Below are 18,216 nucleotides of genomic sequence, written 5' to 3' on the forward strand. Positions count from 1 at the left end.
CAATGAGGTTTTCGACAGCGAAGGTGGCCGGGGTACTGGTCTCGGTGGGAATGGTGGCGTCGACGCTGCTCGTCACCGCACCGGCGAACGCAGCGGCACCCGCCGACGGGCTGATAGGGGAGTACCTCTTCACGCAGACAGCGGGCAATGCGGTGGCGAACACCGCGACAGGGGCGGGTGCCGTCGCGGGCGCCACCGTGGTGAACGGCACCGACGCGCAGTGGACAGGGAACTCCCTCGTCTTCACGGGCGGCGAGAAGAACAGCACCGCCAACTGGGTCGAGCTGCCCGACGGCATCCTCGCCGGCAAGACCTCGGCCACGATCACCACCGAGGCCAAGATCGATCCCTCGATGAAGACCGCGAACCACTTTCTCTGGAACATCGGTAGCGACACGAACGCTGCCTACTGGTTCGCCACCGCCAAAGACACCACACGTACCGCGATCACCACCAGTTCCGGCGGCGGCGAGGTGAACGCTCGCTCCTCCAGCGCGCTCGACGCGAACCGCTGGTACAGCCTGACCTCGGTGATCGACGGCGCATCCGGCACCATCACGTATTACGTCGACGGCACCCGGGTCGGCCAGGCCGACACCACTCTGACCCCCGCGTCTATCACCGACCAGTCCCTCAACACCATCGGCCGCTCGCCGTGGCCCGATCCCTTTTATAAAGGCGAGGTCGCCGCGTTCCGTGTGTACGACCGCGCGTTGACCGCCGACGAGGTCGACGCCGTTTCAGACGAGGATGCCCTCGCCCACGCCGACAGCATTGGCGCGGCCGCGCAGGCCCTCGTCGATGGCATCGAGCCGGTGACGATCGATGACAGCTCACTCGTGCTTCCCGCATCCGGTGGCGCCGTGGGCTGGGCGTCGAAAACGCCCGGTATCGCGATCGCCGCCGACGGCGTCACAGCGACGGCCGTGCAGCCGGCCCCGGGCGAGCCTGCCCTCACCGGAACGCTGACAGCCACCGCAACCGTGCGCGGCATCACCGCGTCGAAGGACATCGCCGTGACGGTCACCCCGATGGCAGGCCAGACCGACGACTACGGCTACCTCATGGTTCACTTCATCGAGGACTCGGCCGGATACGCCGAGAAGATCTACCTCGACGTGTCGCGCGGAGACAATCCCGAGCAGTGGGACCCGCTCAACGGCGGCGAGCCTATCCTCGCCTCCGACCTCGGAACCACGGGCATCCGCGACCCGTACCTGACCTACAACCCCGAGACCCAGACGTACTACATCATCGCCACCGACCTGCGGGTCTTCGGCGGAGACAGCGGCTCGGGCAACTGCACCACCTGGTGCTACTGGACCAAGAACGCGAGCACGAAGCTCAACATCTGGGAGTCGAAGGACCTGGTGACGTGGGGTGACCAGCGCCAGATAGACATGGCCGCCGACGCCCAGGGGAACACCGTGGCGCAGCTCGGAATGGCGTGGGCTCCCGAGGCCACCTGGGTCGATGACTACTACCCAGACGGACGCGGAGCGTTCGTCGTGTACTGGGCGTCGAACGTGTTCCCGAACAACGACCCGGAGCACAACACCGCCTCGTACAACCGAGTGCTGTGGGGCGCGACAACAGACTTCACGCAGGGTAGCTACTCCTATGGCGGCGACTTCGTGAACAGCGGTGGCAACGCCATCGACACGACGATGATCCAGAACGACGGCACGACCTACCGCATCACCAAGGACAACTCCTTCGGCAACGGTATCTACATGGAGTCGACCCAGGCCGCCCGCTGGTGGGAGCCCGGAACGACGTGGACGACCAAGCAGACGAAGATCGGCGCGGTCTGGGCCGGCGGCAACGCCGGCGGAGTCGAAGGGCCGGCAGTGTTCAAGAGCCACAGCGACGACACCTGGTACCTCTACGTCGACGTCATACCCTCCACCGGTTATCGGCCGATGGTGACGAACGATTTGGATGCCGGCTGGACGCAGCTGACCGGGCCCGGCTTCGAGATGGCTCCGAACACGAAGCACGGCGGCATCATCTCGTTGACCAAGGCCCAGTACGACACCGTGCGCGCGGCGGATGCGACATCCGCGGTGTCCGCTGAGCTCGGTACCGCGGGGGTGACGAAGGGTGCGACGGCAGATGCCGTTGCCGCTGCGCTGCCTAAGACGGCCGCCGTGAACCTGGCCTACGGGCGCGGAACAGCGGAGCTGCCGGTGGAGTGGGACCTCAGCGGTATCGACACCGCTGTGGCCGGCGACTACCTGGTCACCGGCACGGTGCGGTCGATCGGAGCGAACCTCAACGACTGGGTCGGCGCGGGTGGATCGACGGCGTGGAACGCGGCTGACAAGCAGTTGTCGAGCTCGACCTCGATCACGGTCACGGTGACAGTGCGTGTCGCCGCCGGCGAGGTCGTGGTGCCCCCGGTGGATCCCGGGCAGCCCGGAACCGGAGAACCGGGAACTGACGCGCCGGGGGCATCGGCCCCCGCGTCGTCGGCCGCCGTCGACAAGCTGGCGGCCACGGGCTTCGGCGCATCCGGAATCGTCGTGCTCGCCGGCCTGCTGCTCGCGGCAGGCGCGTCGGTACTTCGCCGCCGCTCCGCCTGATCTCCTCACTTCCCGAACCTCTAAGCGAAGGTAAACACGTGATTTCCAGAATTCTCAAGCGAGGCGCGGCGGCCCTGGTGTCGCTCGCCGTGATCGGCACCGGGCTCTCTGCAGCCGGCGTCGCGTCGGCGGCCGCTCCGACAGGCGGCCTCATCGGCGAGTATGTCTTCTCGCAAACGACCGGCTCGTCGGTCTCGAACCAGGCCTCGGGCGCGGGTGCCCTCGGCGCCGCCACGGTCGTGAACGGCAGTGACGCCCGCTGGACAGGCGACTCACTGCGATTCTCGGGTGGGGCCAAGAACAGCTCGGCGAACTGGGTGCGGCTCCCGAACGATATTCTCGCGGGCAAGACATCGGCCACGATCAGCACCGAGGTCAAGATCGACGCCTCGATGAAATCGGCCTTCAACTTTCTCTGGAACGTCGGTAACGACTCGCCCACGTCGTACTTCTTCGCCACGGTGAAAGACACCCCGCGAACCGCCATCACCACAGCATCGAATGGGGGAGAGGTCAACGCGCGGGCGACGAACAACCTCGAGGCAGGCCGTTGGTACAGCCTCACCTCCGTCATCGACGGAACGGCCGGCACCATCTCGTTCTACGTCGACGGCGTGAAGACGGGCCAGACGAACACCTCGCTGACCCCGGCCTCGATTACCGATCAGTCGCTCAACGCGATCGGGCGCTCGCCTTGGCCAGACGGCTTCTTCGCCGGCGAGGTATCGACATTCCGGGTCTACGACCGGGCGCTCGCGGCGGCCGATGTCACCGCGATCTCCGACCAGGATGCGGCAATCCACTCGGCCGACATGGCTGCTCAGGCGCAGGCGATCCTCGATGGCCTCGACCTGGCCGACCAGACCATTGATGCCGGCTACGTCACCCTTCCCACGGCGGGTGGAGCAGTCAGCTGGGCGACGTCGGACGAAACGATCGTTGCCGCCGATGGACGCGTGAACCAGCCCTCGGAGTCGGACGGCCCGGCGACGGTCACCGCCACGGCCACCAGCACCGTTCGAGGCGTCAGCGCATCCACCAGCATCACCCTCACCGTGCTGCCGACCAGCGACCAGGCGCGGGTCGACGCCGCAGCGGCGGGCTACGTGCTGCCGCCGGTCGTCATCTCGGGAACGGTTCTGCCGGCCCCGGCCGACGGCACGACCGTTGTGCTGCAGGACGCGCAGGGCATCGCGGTCGCCGCCGACGGCACGATCACGGCACCGGATGCCGCTGGTGCGGCCGCCGCCGGCGACGTCACGGGAACGGTCGACGCGGTCATCGCCAGCACCGATACCCCTGCGGTCACCGTGACGAAGACGTTCACCGTCCGTGTGCTGCCGGCGGGCTCCTCGCAGGAGCTGCTGAGCTACCACCGCACTCCGACCAGCGCGAACACGGCGAACAACGCCGATGTCGCCCTGAGCATGCACCTCGCTCTGCCCTCCGCAGACGCGTCGAGCTGGACGCCTCTCAACGAGAACTACGGGATCTTCTTCCCGAAGACGTCGGCGACTCCTCCGCCGAACGGAACGTCGAACGACATCATCCGCAGCCTCGTGAACCCGCAGGTGTTCGCTCTCGAGGACGGCGGCTACGGCGTCATCTCCACCCGCACCGCCCGTGAGGGCGCATCCGACGGCACACAAAAGTCGAGCGTGCTGATCGCGACCTCGTCCGATCTGCTGTCTTACACCGAGGTCGGCCTCCTCGACCTCGGCGAGACCAACGGCGTGAATGCGCCGCACGCGGTCTACGACTCGGCGGCCGATGTGTACGTCATCGCCTGGACTGACGACTCGGGAACCCCGAAGTACACGACGGTGGCTGACCTCGCAGATGCTGGCACCCGCGGCGAGATCGTGGCCGGCGTAATCAACGACCGGGGCGCGGTCGCGGCCGCATCCGGAATCGACGACTACGTCGCCGGGCGCACCGTGCCCGTCGACGCGGCCACGATCACGGCCCTCGAGGAGCGCTTCGGCCGCATCACGAACACCGGCTACGCGCCCTTCGACGATGTCGAAGCGTCGCTCGGGGCGGATGCGTCGGCGCTCGGGTTGCCGACCGATGTCGCGCTCGAGTACTCCGACGGATCGACCGGCTCGCTGCCCGTCGCGACCTGGGACACCAGCGCCGTCGACACGTCGAAGCCGGGAACCTACGCCGTGACCGGAACCGTGAAGCAGACCGAATATCCGCGCCCGTTCGCCGATGAGCGCGCCGACCCGTCGGTCTACAAGTACGACTTCAACGGCACCACGAAGTACCTCATGATCGCGACGAACGACCTCTACGGGTCGAACATTGACCAGCAGGGCGCAGCGAAGATGCCCATTCGTATTGCCGACACGGTCTCGGGCCTGTCGGATGCAGCAGGCGCACAGGAGATCGACCTGCTGAAGCGCGGCGATACCGATGCGGCGGGTGCGGTCATGACCGGATGCTTCTGGGCGCCGGAGTACCACGAGATAGACGGTCGACTCTCGATTCTGTTCATGCCTTGCTACGGCAGCAACCCCGACATGTGGTCGGGCCGCGCGTCGATCATGCAGCTGAAGCAGGATGCTTCGGGTGCGGACCTCGACCCGGCGATTCCCGCGAACTGGACGAAGCCATCCAAAATTTTGCGGCCCGACGGATCCGACCTCAATCAGGTCAACGGCATCTCGCTCGACATGACGTTCTTCCAAGACGAGACGGGCCAGGCTTACTACGTGTGGCAGCATCTCGGTGCGCTCTTCATCGCCAAGGTCGACCCGGCGAACCCGACCCGTCTGACGACCGACCCGGTGCGCATTCTGGCTCCGGAGTACGCGTGGGACAACACGATCGCCGAGGGTCCGAACGTGATCACCCGCGATGGCAGACTGCAGCTCATCTACTCAGGTTCGACGGTCGGAGATACCTATACGACGGGTCTCGCCACGGCGGATGCGTCGGGTGAGACGGATCTCACGACCCCTGAGGCCTGGACGAAGCTCAACTACCCGATTCAGAAGTCCGGCCTGTTCGACGGCGCGTGGCAGCTCGGAACCGGCCATGGAATGTGGTCGGAGGACGAGGACGGAAACATGATCTACGTCTTCCACGCCCGCACCGACAACAACAACCTCAACGGACGCGACATGTTCGTTCGGCGAGTGCACTGGTCGGCCGAGGGCCTGCCGGTGCTCGACATGGAGCCGGGAGAAGAACTGGCTTCACCGACGGTGACGCTCAATGTCGTGGTCCCGGACGGCACGGTCGTGCCGCCCACGCTGCCGCCCACCGAGCCGACAGGCCCGACCGATCCGACGAGTCCCGTCGGCACCGACGGCGGCACGTCGACGGGTTCCACCACCACGAATGGTTCCGCCTTGACGGGGCCGCTGGCTCTGACCGGTTCGGGCGCTCTGTTGGCAGGTCTCGGCGCGCTCGGACTGCTGCTCGCCGGCGGCCTCGCGTTCTTCCTTCGACGCCGAAGTGCCTGAACGATGTCGCACACTCGATCACCACACCACAGGAGAGAAAACATGAAACACGTTGTACCCGATCAACGTCGCCTCAGGCGAGTCGGCAGGGGCCTGACCGGTCTGGCGCTCGTCAGTGCCCTGGGCGTCGCATCCCTCGCTGCCGGAGCCTCGCCCGCGCTGGCCGCCGTCGTGCCGGCGGTACTCGACTACTCGTTCGACGATGTGTCGAGCGTTGCGACCTCGGCTGCGATCCCGGATGCGAGCGGAAACGGCTTCGGCGCCACAGTCGTGGGCACCGGTGCAGAACTCACCGCGGGGCCGACCGGACTGGCCGGTGACAAGGCGTTGAAGCTGCCCGGGGGAGCGAGCACCTCCACAGCCGCTTACCTCTCGATCGCCCCCGGTGTCGTCGCGGATGGCGCCACCGATCTCACCATCTCGGCCTGGGTCAAGTGGGATGGCGCCAACCCCTGTACGTGGCCTTTCGCCCTCGGCTCGGCGGTCGAGCATCACGTGTTCGCCACGACGCAGTGCGGCAGCGGCGCCTACGGGGCGATCCGTGACGGCAGTGAGGTGCGGGCATCCGGCGCGAAGCCGGTGCCCGCAGACGTCTGGACTCACCTGGCCGTCGTCGTCGACGGTGGCACGTCGGTCTCCACCTACGTCGACGGCGAACTCGCCGGCACGGCGCCGATCACCTACACGGCCGCCGCAGCTGAAGGAACGAGCACCTTCTCCGGGTACGTCGGCAAATCGTTCTACGCGCCGGATGCCCTCTGGGGCGGCGTCATCGATGACGTCGAGGTGCACGACAGCGCCCTCACCGCAGCAGACCTGAAAGACGGCCAGGCCCCGGTCTACGAGGCGCTCGCGCAGTCGGACACCGCGGTCGATCTCGGCGACGTGAGCCGCGTCACCGCGTCGCTCACGCTGCCGACGACCGGCGCATCCGGTTCTGCCCTCAGCTGGGTCTCGTCGAACCCGGCCGTCATCGCGGCGGACGGAACCGTGACCCGGCCCGCCGCCGGTCAGCCGGATGCGACGGTGACGCTCACTCCCACCGCCACACGCGGCGGGGCCACCGCCACGGGTGCGGGCATCACGGCCACGGTCATCGCATACCCGGAAGGCCAGAACGCCGAATCCGAGCTCGCTGCCGCGGTCTCCGGAGCGCTCGCCGCCTCGCCCCAGTTCGCCTCCGATGTACTCGGAAGCCTCACGTTGCCGGAATCGGGAGCAGACCTGCCTGCCGTTGCGGCACTGGCAGGAGCCTCGACGGCCGTCATCACGTGGGAATCCTCGTCCGATGCGATCAGCGCGGTCGACGCGGGATCGGGTGAGGACGTCACCAAGAAGGGCGCGGTCACGCGAGGCAGCAGCGACACCGCCGTCACGCTGACGGCGACGGTGTCTGTGCCCGGAACGGCGAGCGTCGTCGTGCCGTTCGAGCTGACCGTTCCTGCGCTCGCGGGTCCGACGGCCGAAGACCTCGAGGCGTACATGTTCGTGTACTTCACGGGAGACTCGATCGACGGTGAGAAGCTGCGTTTCGCGGTGTCCGAGGGCAACAACGCCCTGGACTGGGACGAATTGAACGATGCGCAGCCTGTGCTCGAGTCGACGCTCGGAACCAAGGGACTGCGTGACCCGTTCATCATGCGCTCCCCTGAGGGCGATCGCTTCTTCCTTATCGCCACCGATCTCTCGGTCGGCCGCAGCGGCTGGGGCGGGGCTGTGGGCAACGGAAGCCACTATCTCGAGATCTGGGAATCGACAGACCTGGTCAACTGGGGCGAGCAGCGTCACGTGGAGGTCAACCTGCCGAACGCGGGCATGACCTGGGCGCCGGAAGCGACATACGACGCGACCATCGATGCATACGTCGTCTACTGGACCTCGTCGCTGTACACCGATGAGACTCGCACCCAGGGCGACGGCAACGGTCCTCAGATCATGACATCGATCACCCGGGATTTCAGAACCTTCACCGAGCCCACGTCGTGGTTCAAGGCGGCTGATCTTCCCTCGCTCAAGCCCGAGAACGGACTCATCGACTCGACAGTGCTCGAGGAGGACGGAACGTTCTACCGGTTCACCAAGGCAACGCAGGTCACGGGATGCCCCTCGCCGGACATCATCGGACAGAAGTCCGAGACGCTGCGGGCCACGACGGCGTCGGGTTCCTGGGAGCAGATCGACGACTGCATCGGTCGCACCGCAGGCACGCCCGAGGTCGAAGGCCCCAGCGTCTTCAAGGCCAACCCCGGTGACGAGAGCGGATACAAGTACTTCCTGTGGGTCGACAACTACGGCGGAGTCGGATACATCCCGCTCGGCACAGGCTCGCTGGAGGGGGACATCCAGTGGGACTATCCGGCGAACTTCTCCCTTCCCACGTCGCCTCGACACGGCTCCGTGCTCGCCATCACCCGTGAGGAGCGCGATGCCCTCGCTGCGAAGTGGGGAGCGAACCTGCTCGTGACGAGTGTGGAACCGGTCGAGGTGGAGGTGCGCGCGGGCGCAACGAGTGTCGCGCTGCCCGGAACGCTCTCAGCCACATTCGCCGACGGCAGCGTGCGGGAGCTGTCTGTGACCTGGGACTCGGTCACATCGGCCGACCTCGCCGCGGCAGGGAGCCTCACCGTGCGAGGGGATCTCTCGAACGGTGCGGCAACTCGGGCGACGGCGACGGTCACCATCACCGCCGTGCCGACTGAACCCGGCACGGTCACGCCCACTCCCGGACCCTCGACACCCGGCACTTCGACATCCGGCACCTCGACGTCCGGCACACCGGGAGTCGTCGCTCCGGGCGCGTCGGCGTCGGATGCGGCGGGTCTGGCACGGACAGGCCTGGAGGTGCTTCTGCCGTCTGCGCTGGGATCACTCTTGCTCGCCGCAGGGATCATCATGATGATCGCGCGCAAGCGTCGACGTTCGATGACTGACTGAGCGACGAGCTCGCTCTCTGCTCGCTCGCGGGCAGTAGTCCCCACTACGGACAGGGGGTGCCGGTGCGCCGGTACCCCCTGTCCGCATCGGTACCTGCTGTCTAGACTCCTGACATGGATGACACCGCACCGCGAGCAGCCGAGCATGCCGACGGCGTCGAAGCCAGCCCGCCCTGCCCCACCTGTGGTGAACCGCAGGAACTGGTCATGCTCGAGCGCTTCACCGGATGGTGGTGCCGCGACTGTGCGGAGGCCGGCCGGGCGCCTCGCTCCGTGCCGGTCACGTAGCGGAGGTCGCCCGCACGGAGTGGACGCGCGCGGACTTGGGGTAGTTCTCGGGCGCGCGCTCGGAGCTGCTCGGGAACTCGAACAGGTCGATCATGAGCTGCTGCTCGTAGGTCAACCGCTGGCCACTGGTCATCACCACGTCTCCGTCGACCGAGAACTCGGTGACACCGCCCGACCATCTCACGCCGTAGCTGTGCGGCTGCGTCGCGTCGATGGCGAGTGGGATGTCCCGGACCTCGTCGACCAGCCGGGGGTCGTGATGCGCCTTGATGCCGACGCGAACGATGCTCGTCGAGGCCCCTACCTTGTCGCCGAACAGTTCGGCGATGCACAGCTCGCCCGAGTCCTCCGGGCCGGATGCCTCGAAACCGACCAGCCAGATGCCCACCATCACGGTCGGGTCGGCTGAGGCACTCACCCGCACGGAGACCTCACCAGCGGTCGGGGTCCACAGTCTTCGCGTGGGCTGCGGTGTCACCACTCGCAGGCCGTCGGGCCGGTGCCGATGGGTTCCGCGTGCGCTGTCGGCGGGGCCAGAGAACGTTCCCGTCTGCAGGTTGCTGACCCTCATCAGCCCGTCGGCCTCACGCCACGCGGGCTGATCCGCGTCGATGCGCAGCCGGATGCCGTCGCTCGGCCAGTCGTAGCGCGCGGCCGATCGCTCGGGGGTCGTCCACTGCGGCAGGTAGTGGTCGACCCATGTGGTGGGATCGAGCTCGCCGCCGTCGAAGTCGTCGTGGATCATCGCCGTGGCCATGGCTCCATTCTGGCCGTGGTCGCACAGGACCCGACAGTAGTGCCCACTGCAGACAGGAGTTGCCAGTGCGCCGGTAGCGTCAGTCCGTAAAGGCAACTGCTGCGGTGTGGCCCTCGAGAAGGTCTGTCAGCGCGAAGAAGTCGTCAGCTTTTAGGTCGAAGCGATCATCGCTCGAGGGCAGCTCCGCGCCCGGCCGGGCGATGTAGGCGGTGCGGAACCCGTGCAGGGCGGCGGCTCTCAGGTCCCATGGATGGGCTGCGACGAAGAGAGTCCGTTGCGGGTCGATGCCGAGCTGCTCGATGGCGAAGCGATACGCGGCCGGCGCGGGTTTGAAGGTCTGAACGGCCGCGGTCGACAGCGTGATGTCCCAGCTGATCGCGTTGGTGTTCGCGAGCCATGCAAGAGAGTCGAGGTCGCCATTGCTCACGCCCGCGACGAGGCGGTTCTGCCGCAGGGCGGCGGTCGCATGCGCGACATCGGGCCACGCCGGATACTCCCGATCCACGAACTCCACCAGCGCCGAGGTCGCCGCCGACGTTCTGCCTCCCAGGGTCACGATCGCCTCGTCTGCGGTGTCGCCCACCAGTCGGGCGTGCGGTTTCCACGGCGTCTCGCCCGAGATCACGGCGTTCATGCGCTCGTTCAGCAGCTCGGTCCAGCGGGAGTTGAGCACTGCCGAATCGCTGAGGCCGGCCTCCGTCGCGAGCTGCGCGGAGACCCTGGCCCACGTCGCGTCCTCGTCGACGAGGGTTCCGATCACATCGAAGACGATCGCGTCGATGTGACTCGCGACGAACGGCGTTGCCTGCATGACGTGCAGTCAATCAGTCGAGCTGCGTCATCGCCACCCTGAAGCGATCGAGCGCGGCCGAGGTCAGCGCACCCAGGCTCTGCTCGCTGTCGTCGGAGATCCACTCGTCGAAGCCCACCTTGAAGGCGAGCACGCCGAGCTCTGCGGCCATGAAGGCCGACGATTCGTCGACACCCCTGTCGCGGAGGGCATCGGCGATCGCGGATGCCATGCCGACGCGCTTGAGCACCGCGCGCTCCTGCAGCTCGCCGCTGGTCGCGATGACGGCCTCGAGGCGGGGGCCGAGCTCGCGGTTGAAAGGAGTCATGGCGGAGGACGCGTTGTCGAGGCCGGCGGCGACGGCCTCCAACGGGGACGCGCCGGCTGGAGCTGCGGTGACGCCGTCGGCGAGCAGGCGTGAGAGGGTCTCCTGGCCGGCCGCGAGCACCTCGCGCTTGTCGCTGAAATGCCTGAAGAACGTGCTCTTCGTGAGGCCCGCGCGCTCCGCGATCTGCGCGACCGTCGTCTCGTCGTAGCCCTGGTCGGTGAAGAGCTCGAGGGCTGCGGCGACGAAGCGTTCACGAGCGTCCGGTTCCCAACGAGGCATGGAATCATTCTAGCGACGCGACAATTGTCCCATCACGGTGCTACGGTGATGAGACAAGAGTCCCATCAGATTAGGAGCAGGTCATGCGCATTTTCATCACCGGAGCATCAGGCACCATCGGATCGGCCGTCGTCGAGGAACTGGTGTCACACGGACACGACGTTCTGGGCCTGGCCCGCTCCGAGGCATCCGCTGCCAAAGTCGAGGCGGCGGGCGGCACTGCCGTCGTCGGCGGACTCGGCGATCTCGACGTGTTGACGGCATCCGCATCCGAGACCGACGGATCGATTCACCTCGCCTTCAGCAACGACTTCTCCGACCTCGAGCGCAGCATCGCAGAGGAAGGACTCGCGATGGATACCATCGGCGCCGCACTCGTGGGCACCGGCAAGCCGTTCTCGATCGTGTCGGGCACGACCTTCTCCAACGGCCGGATGGCGACCGAGAGTGACCCGCTGTCGACCACCGGCCCGGTCGGCGGCCGAGGAATCAATGCGCGCCGCATCCTGGATCTCGCGTCTCAGGATGTGCGCACCTCGGCTGTGCGCCTGCCGCGCTCGGTGCACGAGCGATATGTGGCCTACGGGTTCGCGGGGCTCCTGATTGCTGCCGCACGACAGTCGGGGGTGTCGGCTTATGTCGGCGACGGCACACAGCGGTGGCCTGCGGTGCACCGTCGTGATGCGGCATCGCTCTTTCGGATCATGATGGAGAAGGGCGAGGCGGGAGCGTCGGTCAACGCGGTCGGTGACGAGGGAGACTCCATGCTCGAGATCGCAACGGTCATCGGCGCTCAGCTCGGCTTGCCTGTGCAGCAGGTTCCCGCGGAGTCGTTCGGTCCGTTGGGGGAGATCTTCGCGATGGATCAGCCGGCGACTAGCGCGTGGACCCGGGAGACGTACGGGTGGCAGCCCACGCACCCGAGCCTGCTCGCCGACCTCGAGGCGGGGGAGTATCCGGCGAACTGACCCGTGCCGCTATCGTGTGAACCGCCTCCGCCGTCACTGCTCGGCCTACCGCATCGGGAGTATCAGCATGAACCGCTCGTGGACGAATGTGATTGTCGCCGCCTCAATGACCGGGGGTGGCGCCGCGCTGGGCTTCTTCGTCGCGGCGAATGTGCACGCGGCCGTTCTGACTTCGGGGGACCTGAGCTTCTGGGGGTTCGTCATCATGCTGGCTGCCATGGGCAGCATCGGCGCGTTCGTGCTGTGCTTCGTGATCGCCGTCGTCGCCGGCCTGTTCACGAGGCGGTTGCCGGCCTCGATATCCGACAAGACTCGGTTGTGGTCGGGAGGTGTCTTTATCGCGGTGGCGGCGCTGGGTCTCACTCTCCTGGGAGTGACTGCGCTGAGCGGGTTCTGGATGCTGTGGCCGACGTTTGCATCGGCATCAATCGCCGCGGGTCTGAGCTTCGTTTTCTCCGGTCGGGTGAGTCGGCGCGGTGGCCGTGACCCTGGGCTGGCCCGCACGCCGCCATTCTGACTCCGGGTGGTCCGAGCGAATGTGCGTCAGTTGATGATCTCGCCTCGCTCGTCGGCGCGGAGGACGGCCAGGCGGTCGTGCCAGGTCTGCAGCTCCTCGGGTGTCAGCCGAGGCCAGTCGAGCACCTCGGAGACGATCCGCAGGGGCGCTGTGCTGCGATACGAACGGGTGGGGTTGCCGGGAAACTTCTTGTCGGTGACGTTCGGATCATTCTCGAACTCCCCCGTCGGCTCGACCTCGTAGACGCGCGGAGCGCCGTCTCCCGCGGCGAGCTCGGCGGCGAGGCCGGCCCCGTTCTTCAGTGCCGTGAAGTAGATGTGGTTCATCACGATCTCGGGGCGGTAGTTCGAGTTGAAGCCGGCCGTCAGAAGGTCTCCGACGCGGAAGTCGGCCTTGGTTCCGTGAAAGAAGGGGCCTTCGTCGAGTGCAGTGCTCATCGGCTCAGTGTAGGAACTGCGCCGCCGATCCTTCAACAGGACGGATTCATTCCGAGTCGGCGTTTCTGCCCTCCGACAAGGGCGTGTCGACAATCCATCCTGTTGAAGCGTCGACGCCGCCCGCCCACTACGGGCGGAAGACCGCCCGCACGCATCCATCGGCCTTGGTCTTGAACATCTCGTAGCCCTGCGGTCCCTGATCGAGCGGCATCACGTGCGTGGCCAAGTGGCCCGTCGAGATCTCGCCGGCGGCGATGCGGTCGAGCAGCATGGGGATGTAGCGGTGCCCGTGCTGCTGGGCCGAGCGCAGGGTGAGTCCCTTGTTCATCACGGCGCCGAGCGGGAACTTGTCGACGACTCCGCCGAAGACGCCGAGCACGAAGACGCTGCCGCCCTTGCGAGCAGACAGGATGGCTTCGCGCACGGCAGTGGGCCTGTCGGTCTCGAGCTTCAGCATGGTCTTGACCTTGTCGTAGACGTAGTCCGGCCGCTCGCTGTGCGCCTCCATGCCGACCGCTTCGATGGCGACGTCGGGGCCTCGGCCTCCCGTGCGCTCGCGCAACTCGGCCATCACCTCGCCCGAGGAGTAGTCCAACGTCTCGGCGCCGATGACGCTGCGCACCTGCTCGAGGCGTTCAGGCAGTCGGTCGATGACGATCACCTTCTCGGCGCCCAGCAGCATGGCAGCGCGAGCGGCCATCTGGCCCACGCCGCCGGCACCCCACACGGCGACCACGTCGCCCGGCTTGACCCCGCCGAGATCGGCGCCCATCCACCCCGTCGGTACGGCATCCGAGGCGAAGACGGCCTGCTCATCGGTGACGCCGTCGGGAACGAGGAAAGCCCCCGTGTCGATGTGCGGCACCCGCACGTACTCGGCGTGGCTGCCCGCGAACCCGCCGGTGATCTGGCTGTAGCCGAAGCATCCGCCGGTGGGGGCGCCGAAGAGGCCCTCGCCGAGACCGGGGTGCGGATTGGTGTTGTCGCAGAGCGAGGTGAGACCGTTCGTGCAGTACCAGCACTGCCCGCAGCTCATGAACGAGCACACCACGACCCGGTCGCCGACCTTGCGTTCGCTGACGCCCGAACCCACGGCGACGATCTCGCCCATGAACTCGTGGCCCAGGATGTCGCCCGCCCGCATGCCGGGGACGTAGCCGCCGAGGAGGTGCAGATCAGAACCGCACGACGCCGTCATCGTGACCTTCACGATGGCGTCGCTCGGGTTGAGGATGGTGGGCTCGTCGACGTTCTCGATGGTGAGCTTGTTGATTCCTGTCCAGCAGAGCGCCTTCACAATATTCCTTTCTCCGGCGAGCGACGGGCGAGGGCGTCGACCAGAAGCCCGGCGGGCGTCGCCGGCCGGTGGCCCTCGGGCTGCGGTTCGTTGGTGGCGACTTCGCCGGTCTCGAGCAACTGCTTCGATCGGCGCAGCGCCGCGCGCAGTTGGCCGACCCTGTCGCCGTGATCGCCTGCGGCGCTGTTCGGTCGGATGCGCGCGGCCAGCTCGGTTCCACGGTCGCCGGGCGCGGCGCTCGTGCGCACATCGATGAGATCGGCGAGTTCGATGAGAGGCGCAGGGAGCGCGCCATCGACGATGACCTCGGCCTCGGGGCGGGCGATGGTGACCACGCGCCATCTCGACTCGTTCGAGTCTGGTGAGCCGGCGGCATCCGTCGATCGGCGTCGAGCGACGACAGCGACCGATGCGGCTGCTGTTCCTGCGGCGATGAGCGCCGCGGCGGTTCTCTTCGACACGTCGGTACCTCCTCTTGTCAGACGTGCGCGACACTCGGAGCGGGTCCTGAGGTCGACCGTCTATCTAGGAGACCACGCTGCGATTTTCTCCTTTCGAGGACTTGCGCCGAAACGAGGAGGCTCGTATATGGAGAGGGGGGAGTCTCAGCGCTCGGTGGGTGCCAGCAGTGCTCGCAGCACCCGGGTGAGCGGTTCGGCCAACTCATCGGCGCTCGCGGAGGCCACGGGCTCCACGGCCGCCGATGTTCGCAGCATCACCACGCCCAGCGAGGTCGCGATCGCGAGTTGGGCGCGCAGCAGGATGGCGGCGGAGTCCGGGTCGTCAGAACTCCAGCCCGCCGCGGCAGCGAGTCGACGGGTGAAGTGCTCCAGGGTCCTGCGGCGGATGAGGTCGGCATTCTCGTCGCCCGACGAACGCAGGAGAAGCAGGAGTTGAAGCGGATCGTCACGATCTGGTGCGTTGACGACGTGTTCGACGAGGCGCTCGATCACCTCGTCGATGCTCTTCGACGGCCTGGCGGCCTGGGTGTCGAGCTCGTCTGAGGTGCTCGACATGCACGCCTCGAACAGCCCTTCTTTTGACACGAAGTAGCGGTTGATCAGGGCGACGTTCACTCCGACGTCCGACGCGATCGTCCGAACGGTCGTCGCACGGTAGCCGTCGGTCGCGAAGCGTCGTCGCGCCGCACGGACGAGCGCGCGTCGAGTCAGGGCGGCGTCGCGACCCGAGCGGATCAGCTCCTCATCGGCATCTGCCGGAATGTCGGAAGGTTGTGGCGACATCGTCGTCTTGCTGCTCATGTATCAACTCCCGCACCCACTGTAGTCGCGTCACGACGCAAGTAAACGATTGTTGACAAAGATCATCCATGAGGTGGATACTCGATAAGTCATCAAGCGTTTACATCGAGGAGATCCATGTCTGTCACCGACCACAGCCCGAGCACGGGCTCCATCAGTGCCCAGTCGGCGGGAGCCGCGAAGACCCCGGGCTCACGCTCGGTGGCCATCGTTCTCTTCCTCTCGCTCGGAGGGCTCTCGTTCGCCGTTCTGCAGTCGCTGGTCGCCCCCGCACTGGGAACGATCGGCTCGGACCTCGGCGTCGCCACCTCGGATGCCAGCTGGGTTCTCACGGCCTACCTGCTCTCCGCCTCGGTACTCACGCCCATCCTCGGCCGTCTCGGCGACATGGTCGGCAAGCGCAAGGTGATCATCGTCGTTCTCGCACTGCTGCTCGTCGGCACGGTGCTCGCGGCGCTCGCGCCGAACCTCGGGGTGCTGATCGTGGCCCGCGTGCTTCAGGGCGCGGCCGGCGCGGTCATGCCGCTGTCGATCGGCATCGTGCGCGACGAGTTGCCGAGGGAGCGCGTCAGCGTGACCATCGGTCTGCTCTCGGCGATCTTCGGCATCGGCGCAGGAGTCGGCATCGTGGCGGCCGGCCCGATCGTCGAGGCGCTCTCATGGCACTGGCTGTTCTGGCTGCCGGCCATCCTCGTCGTCATCGCCCTGCTCGGCGCGATCTTCGGAATCCCCGAGTCGACCAAGCGCTCGCCCGGCCGTCTCGACCTGGTGGGCACCGGCATCCTGTCTGTCGGTCTCGTGGCCCTGCTGCTCGCCATCGGCGAGGGGCAGAAGTGGGGGTGGGATGACGGCAAGACCATCGGCCTGCTGATTCTCGGGGCCGTCGCGATCGTCGTCTTCGTGTTCGTCGAACTGCGCGTGAAGGAGCCGCTGATCGATGTGCGCCTCTTCACGCACCGAGGCGTGTGGACCGCGCACATCGTGGCGCTCGCTTTCGGTTTCGCGATGTTCGGCACTTTCATCCTGGTGCCCACGCTGCTTCAGCTGCCCAGCGTGCTCGGTTACGGCTTCGGCAAGTCGGTCAGCGAGTCGGGGCTCTATCTGCTGCCGACCGTGGTGGCCATGGTGCTGTCCGGCGTGGCCGCCGGCATCCTGATCCGCAAGATCGGGCCGAAGATCCCCATGATCATCGGCGGTGTCTCCGTGGCGGTCGCGTTCATCATTCCCGCGCTCGGTCACGCCGAGGAGTGGCAGATCTTGGTCTCGGGCATCCTGACCGGAGTCGGTATCGGTATGGCGCTCGCGGCCACGTCGAACGCGATCGTCGAGAGCGTTCCCGCCGCCCAGACGAGCGAGGCGATCAGTGCGAACACGGTCATCCGGACCATCGGAAGCAGCATCGGAACCGCGGTCATCGCCGCCCTGCTCTCGTCGAACGTCACCGCCCAAGGTGCCCCGACCGACGAGGCATTCACGATCGGGTTCTGGGCCTCGGCCGGAGTCGGAGTGCTCGCGATCCTCGCGGCGCTCGTCGCCCCGTCGCTGCGTGCGCGCTGTCGTGAAGCCACGGACGCGGGCGTCGATGACTTTGCCGAGGCCGACGCCGACACGAAGTAGATCACGTGGCCTGAGGCTGATCGAGTTGCGCGAAATGGCCGCCTCCCTCCCAGGGGAGGCGGCCATTTTCTGCAACTCGGTGCCGCACGACGGCAGTGGCTCGGACGTCGTCGCCGCAAGAGCTTCGATCGGACGGGTCGGTTTCATTCGAGGTTCGCGAGGATGGATGAACGGGCCCCCGCCGCGCGGGTTAGTGCACGGGAACCTGGGTCGCGGTCGCGGCGTCCGTGTCTTGGGGGAGGAGCTCCGATTTCGTGCCACGAATGAGGAGGGCGGCGATGACCGACGCCAATACCAGCCCAATGGCCGCGGCGATGAACGCGATGGAATAGCCGCTCGTGAAGGCGTCAAGCTGCGACCCGCCACCGTCGTAGCCAGCGACCGTGGAGGCGTAGAGGGCGGTGAATATGGACAGGCCGATGGACCCGCCGATCTGCAGAGCGGAGTTCAGGGTTGCCGAAGCGGCGCCCGCGTCGTGTGGTGCGACGCCCGTGAGTGCGAGGTTCTGCAGCGGGACGAAGATCATTGCCATGCCGATTCCCACGACGATCAGCGCGGGCATGACCTGCACGAAGTACGATCCGTCGGGCGTGATCAGGCTGAGATAGGCGAGGCCTGCAGCGGAGATGAGCGGGCCGACGATCAGAAGCGGACGTGGTCCGACAGTTGACAGCAGCTTGGTGGC

Annotated in this window: 15 protein-coding genes; 7 read left to right on the forward strand and 8 right to left on the reverse strand. The window is 66.9% G+C overall.

Annotated features, from left to right (window positions below):
- The first annotated feature begins 2 nt into the window (after positions 1 to 2).
- The 4 genes from CCK87_RS17875 (at position 3) to CCK87_RS18415 (ending at position 9,279) form a co-directional block, all read left to right on the forward strand.
- Positions 3 to 2,585, forward strand: coding sequence for a LamG-like jellyroll fold domain-containing protein (locus CCK87_RS17875; protein WP_086462761.1), 2,583 nt, complete (start codon positions 3 to 5; stop codon positions 2,583 to 2,585).
- A 38-nt stretch (positions 2,586 to 2,623) separates the two neighbouring features.
- On the forward strand, positions 2,624 to 6,058 hold the full coding sequence (locus CCK87_RS17880; RefSeq protein ID WP_086462762.1) for a family 43 glycosylhydrolase: 3,435 nt from the start codon (positions 2,624 to 2,626) through the stop codon (positions 6,056 to 6,058).
- A gap of 42 nt (positions 6,059 to 6,100) precedes the next feature.
- Positions 6,101 to 8,992, forward strand: coding sequence for an immunoglobulin-like domain-containing protein (locus CCK87_RS17885; RefSeq protein ID WP_170927343.1), 2,892 nt, complete (start codon positions 6,101 to 6,103; stop codon positions 8,990 to 8,992).
- Positions 8,993 to 9,105: 113 nt separating this feature from the next.
- Positions 9,106 to 9,279, forward strand: a complete 174-nt coding sequence (locus CCK87_RS18415; RefSeq protein WP_157439204.1) for a hypothetical protein — start codon at positions 9,106 to 9,108, stop codon at positions 9,277 to 9,279.
- Here the strand turns inward: CCK87_RS18415 and CCK87_RS17890 are convergent.
- The 3 genes from CCK87_RS17890 to CCK87_RS17900 form a co-directional block, all read right to left on the reverse strand.
- On the reverse strand, positions 9,272 to 10,036 hold the full coding sequence (locus CCK87_RS17890) for a glycoside hydrolase family 16 protein (protein WP_086462764.1): 765 nt from the start codon (positions 10,034 to 10,036) through the stop codon (positions 9,272 to 9,274). The genes CCK87_RS18415 and CCK87_RS17890 overlap by 8 nt on opposite strands.
- A 79-nt stretch (positions 10,037 to 10,115) precedes the next feature.
- Positions 10,116 to 10,847 (reverse strand): HAD-IA family hydrolase, encoded by a 732-nt coding sequence (locus CCK87_RS17895; protein WP_086462765.1) that lies wholly within the window; start codon positions 10,845 to 10,847, stop codon positions 10,116 to 10,118.
- 13 nt (positions 10,848 to 10,860) lie between these two features.
- The gene (locus CCK87_RS17900; RefSeq protein ID WP_086462766.1) at positions 10,861 to 11,433 is read right to left on the reverse strand and encodes a TetR/AcrR family transcriptional regulator; all 573 of its coding nucleotides are present in this window, start codon (positions 11,431 to 11,433) and stop codon (positions 10,861 to 10,863) included.
- A gap of 83 nt (positions 11,434 to 11,516) precedes the next feature.
- On the opposite strand from CCK87_RS17900, the gene CCK87_RS17905 reads away from it, so the two are divergent.
- Both CCK87_RS17905 and CCK87_RS17910 read left to right on the forward strand, forming a co-directional pair.
- Positions 11,517 to 12,401 carry an SDR family oxidoreductase gene (locus CCK87_RS17905; RefSeq protein ID WP_086462767.1) on the forward strand — a complete coding sequence of 295 codons (885 nt, stop codon included), beginning with the start codon at positions 11,517 to 11,519 and terminating at the stop codon, positions 12,399 to 12,401.
- 67 nt (positions 12,402 to 12,468) lie between these two features.
- On the forward strand, positions 12,469 to 12,918 hold the full coding sequence (locus tag CCK87_RS17910; protein WP_140162922.1) for a hypothetical protein: 450 nt from the start codon (positions 12,469 to 12,471) through the stop codon (positions 12,916 to 12,918).
- A gap of 26 nt (positions 12,919 to 12,944) precedes the next feature.
- Here CCK87_RS17910 and arr read toward each other — a convergent pair whose 3' ends face one another.
- From arr to CCK87_RS17930, 4 genes are all read right to left on the reverse strand, one after another.
- Positions 12,945 to 13,355 carry an NAD(+)--rifampin ADP-ribosyltransferase gene (gene arr / locus CCK87_RS17915; protein ID WP_086462769.1) on the reverse strand — a complete coding sequence of 137 codons (411 nt, stop codon included), beginning with the start codon at positions 13,353 to 13,355 and terminating at the stop codon, positions 12,945 to 12,947.
- A gap of 127 nt (positions 13,356 to 13,482) precedes the next feature.
- The gene (locus CCK87_RS17920; protein WP_086462770.1) at positions 13,483 to 14,652 is read right to left on the reverse strand and encodes a zinc-dependent alcohol dehydrogenase; all 1,170 of its coding nucleotides are present in this window, start codon (positions 14,650 to 14,652) and stop codon (positions 13,483 to 13,485) included.
- Complete coding sequence (locus CCK87_RS17925; RefSeq protein WP_212638262.1) at positions 14,649 to 15,113, reverse strand: hypothetical protein; 465 nt, start codon at positions 15,111 to 15,113, stop codon at positions 14,649 to 14,651. Before CCK87_RS17925 ends, CCK87_RS17920 begins: the two co-directional genes overlap by 4 nt.
- A gap of 144 nt (positions 15,114 to 15,257) precedes the next feature.
- The gene (locus tag CCK87_RS17930) at positions 15,258 to 15,914 is read right to left on the reverse strand and encodes a TetR/AcrR family transcriptional regulator (protein ID WP_212638263.1); all 657 of its coding nucleotides are present in this window, start codon (positions 15,912 to 15,914) and stop codon (positions 15,258 to 15,260) included.
- A 117-nt stretch (positions 15,915 to 16,031) separates the two neighbouring features.
- On the opposite strand from CCK87_RS17930, the gene CCK87_RS17935 reads away from it, so the two are divergent.
- A complete protein-coding gene (locus CCK87_RS17935) occupies positions 16,032 to 17,531 on the forward strand; it encodes an MFS transporter (protein WP_086462771.1) in 1,500 nt (499 codons plus the stop codon).
- A 190-nt stretch (positions 17,532 to 17,721) separates the two neighbouring features.
- On the opposite strand, the gene CCK87_RS18420 is transcribed toward CCK87_RS17935, so the two are convergent.
- A partial coding sequence (locus CCK87_RS18420; RefSeq protein ID WP_349290003.1) for an MFS transporter occupies positions 17,722 to 18,216 on the reverse strand: 495 nt, incomplete at its 5' end.

Origin of the sequence: Agreia sp. VKM Ac-1783 (assembly GCF_900177765.1) — a bacterium.
Lineage (GTDB): Bacteria > Actinomycetota > Actinomycetes > Actinomycetales > Microbacteriaceae > Agreia.

Excerpts from the sequence above, each read along its gene's own strand:
- CCK87_RS17905 (WP_086462767.1), top strand. The coding sequence starts at position 11,517 with ATGCGCATTTTCATCACCGGAGCATCAGGCACCATCGGATCGGCCGTC.
- CCK87_RS17900 (WP_086462766.1), bottom strand. The coding sequence starts at position 11,433 with ATGCCTCGTTGGGAACCGGACGCTCGTGAACGCTTCGTCGCCGCAGCC.
- CCK87_RS17885 (WP_170927343.1), top strand. The coding sequence starts at position 6,101 with ATGAAACACGTTGTACCCGATCAACGTCGCCTCAGGCGAGTCGGCAGG.
- CCK87_RS17935 (WP_086462771.1), top strand. The coding sequence starts at position 16,032 with ATGTCTGTCACCGACCACAGCCCGAGCACGGGCTCCATCAGTGCCCAG.
- CCK87_RS17895 (WP_086462765.1), bottom strand. The coding sequence starts at position 10,847 with ATGCAGGCAACGCCGTTCGTCGCGAGTCACATCGACGCGATCGTCTTC.
- CCK87_RS17910 (WP_140162922.1), top strand. The coding sequence starts at position 12,469 with ATGAACCGCTCGTGGACGAATGTGATTGTCGCCGCCTCAATGACCGGG.
- CCK87_RS17875 (WP_086462761.1), top strand. The coding sequence starts at position 3 with ATGAGGTTTTCGACAGCGAAGGTGGCCGGGGTACTGGTCTCGGTGGGA.
- CCK87_RS17930 (WP_212638263.1), bottom strand. The coding sequence starts at position 15,914 with ATGAGCAGCAAGACGACGATGTCGCCACAACCTTCCGACATTCCGGCA.
- CCK87_RS18415 (WP_157439204.1), top strand. The coding sequence starts at position 9,106 with ATGGATGACACCGCACCGCGAGCAGCCGAGCATGCCGACGGCGTCGAA.
- arr (WP_086462769.1), bottom strand. The coding sequence starts at position 13,355 with ATGAGCACTGCACTCGACGAAGGCCCCTTCTTTCACGGAACCAAGGCC.
- CCK87_RS17890 (WP_086462764.1), bottom strand. The coding sequence starts at position 10,036 with ATGGCCACGGCGATGATCCACGACGACTTCGACGGCGGCGAGCTCGAT.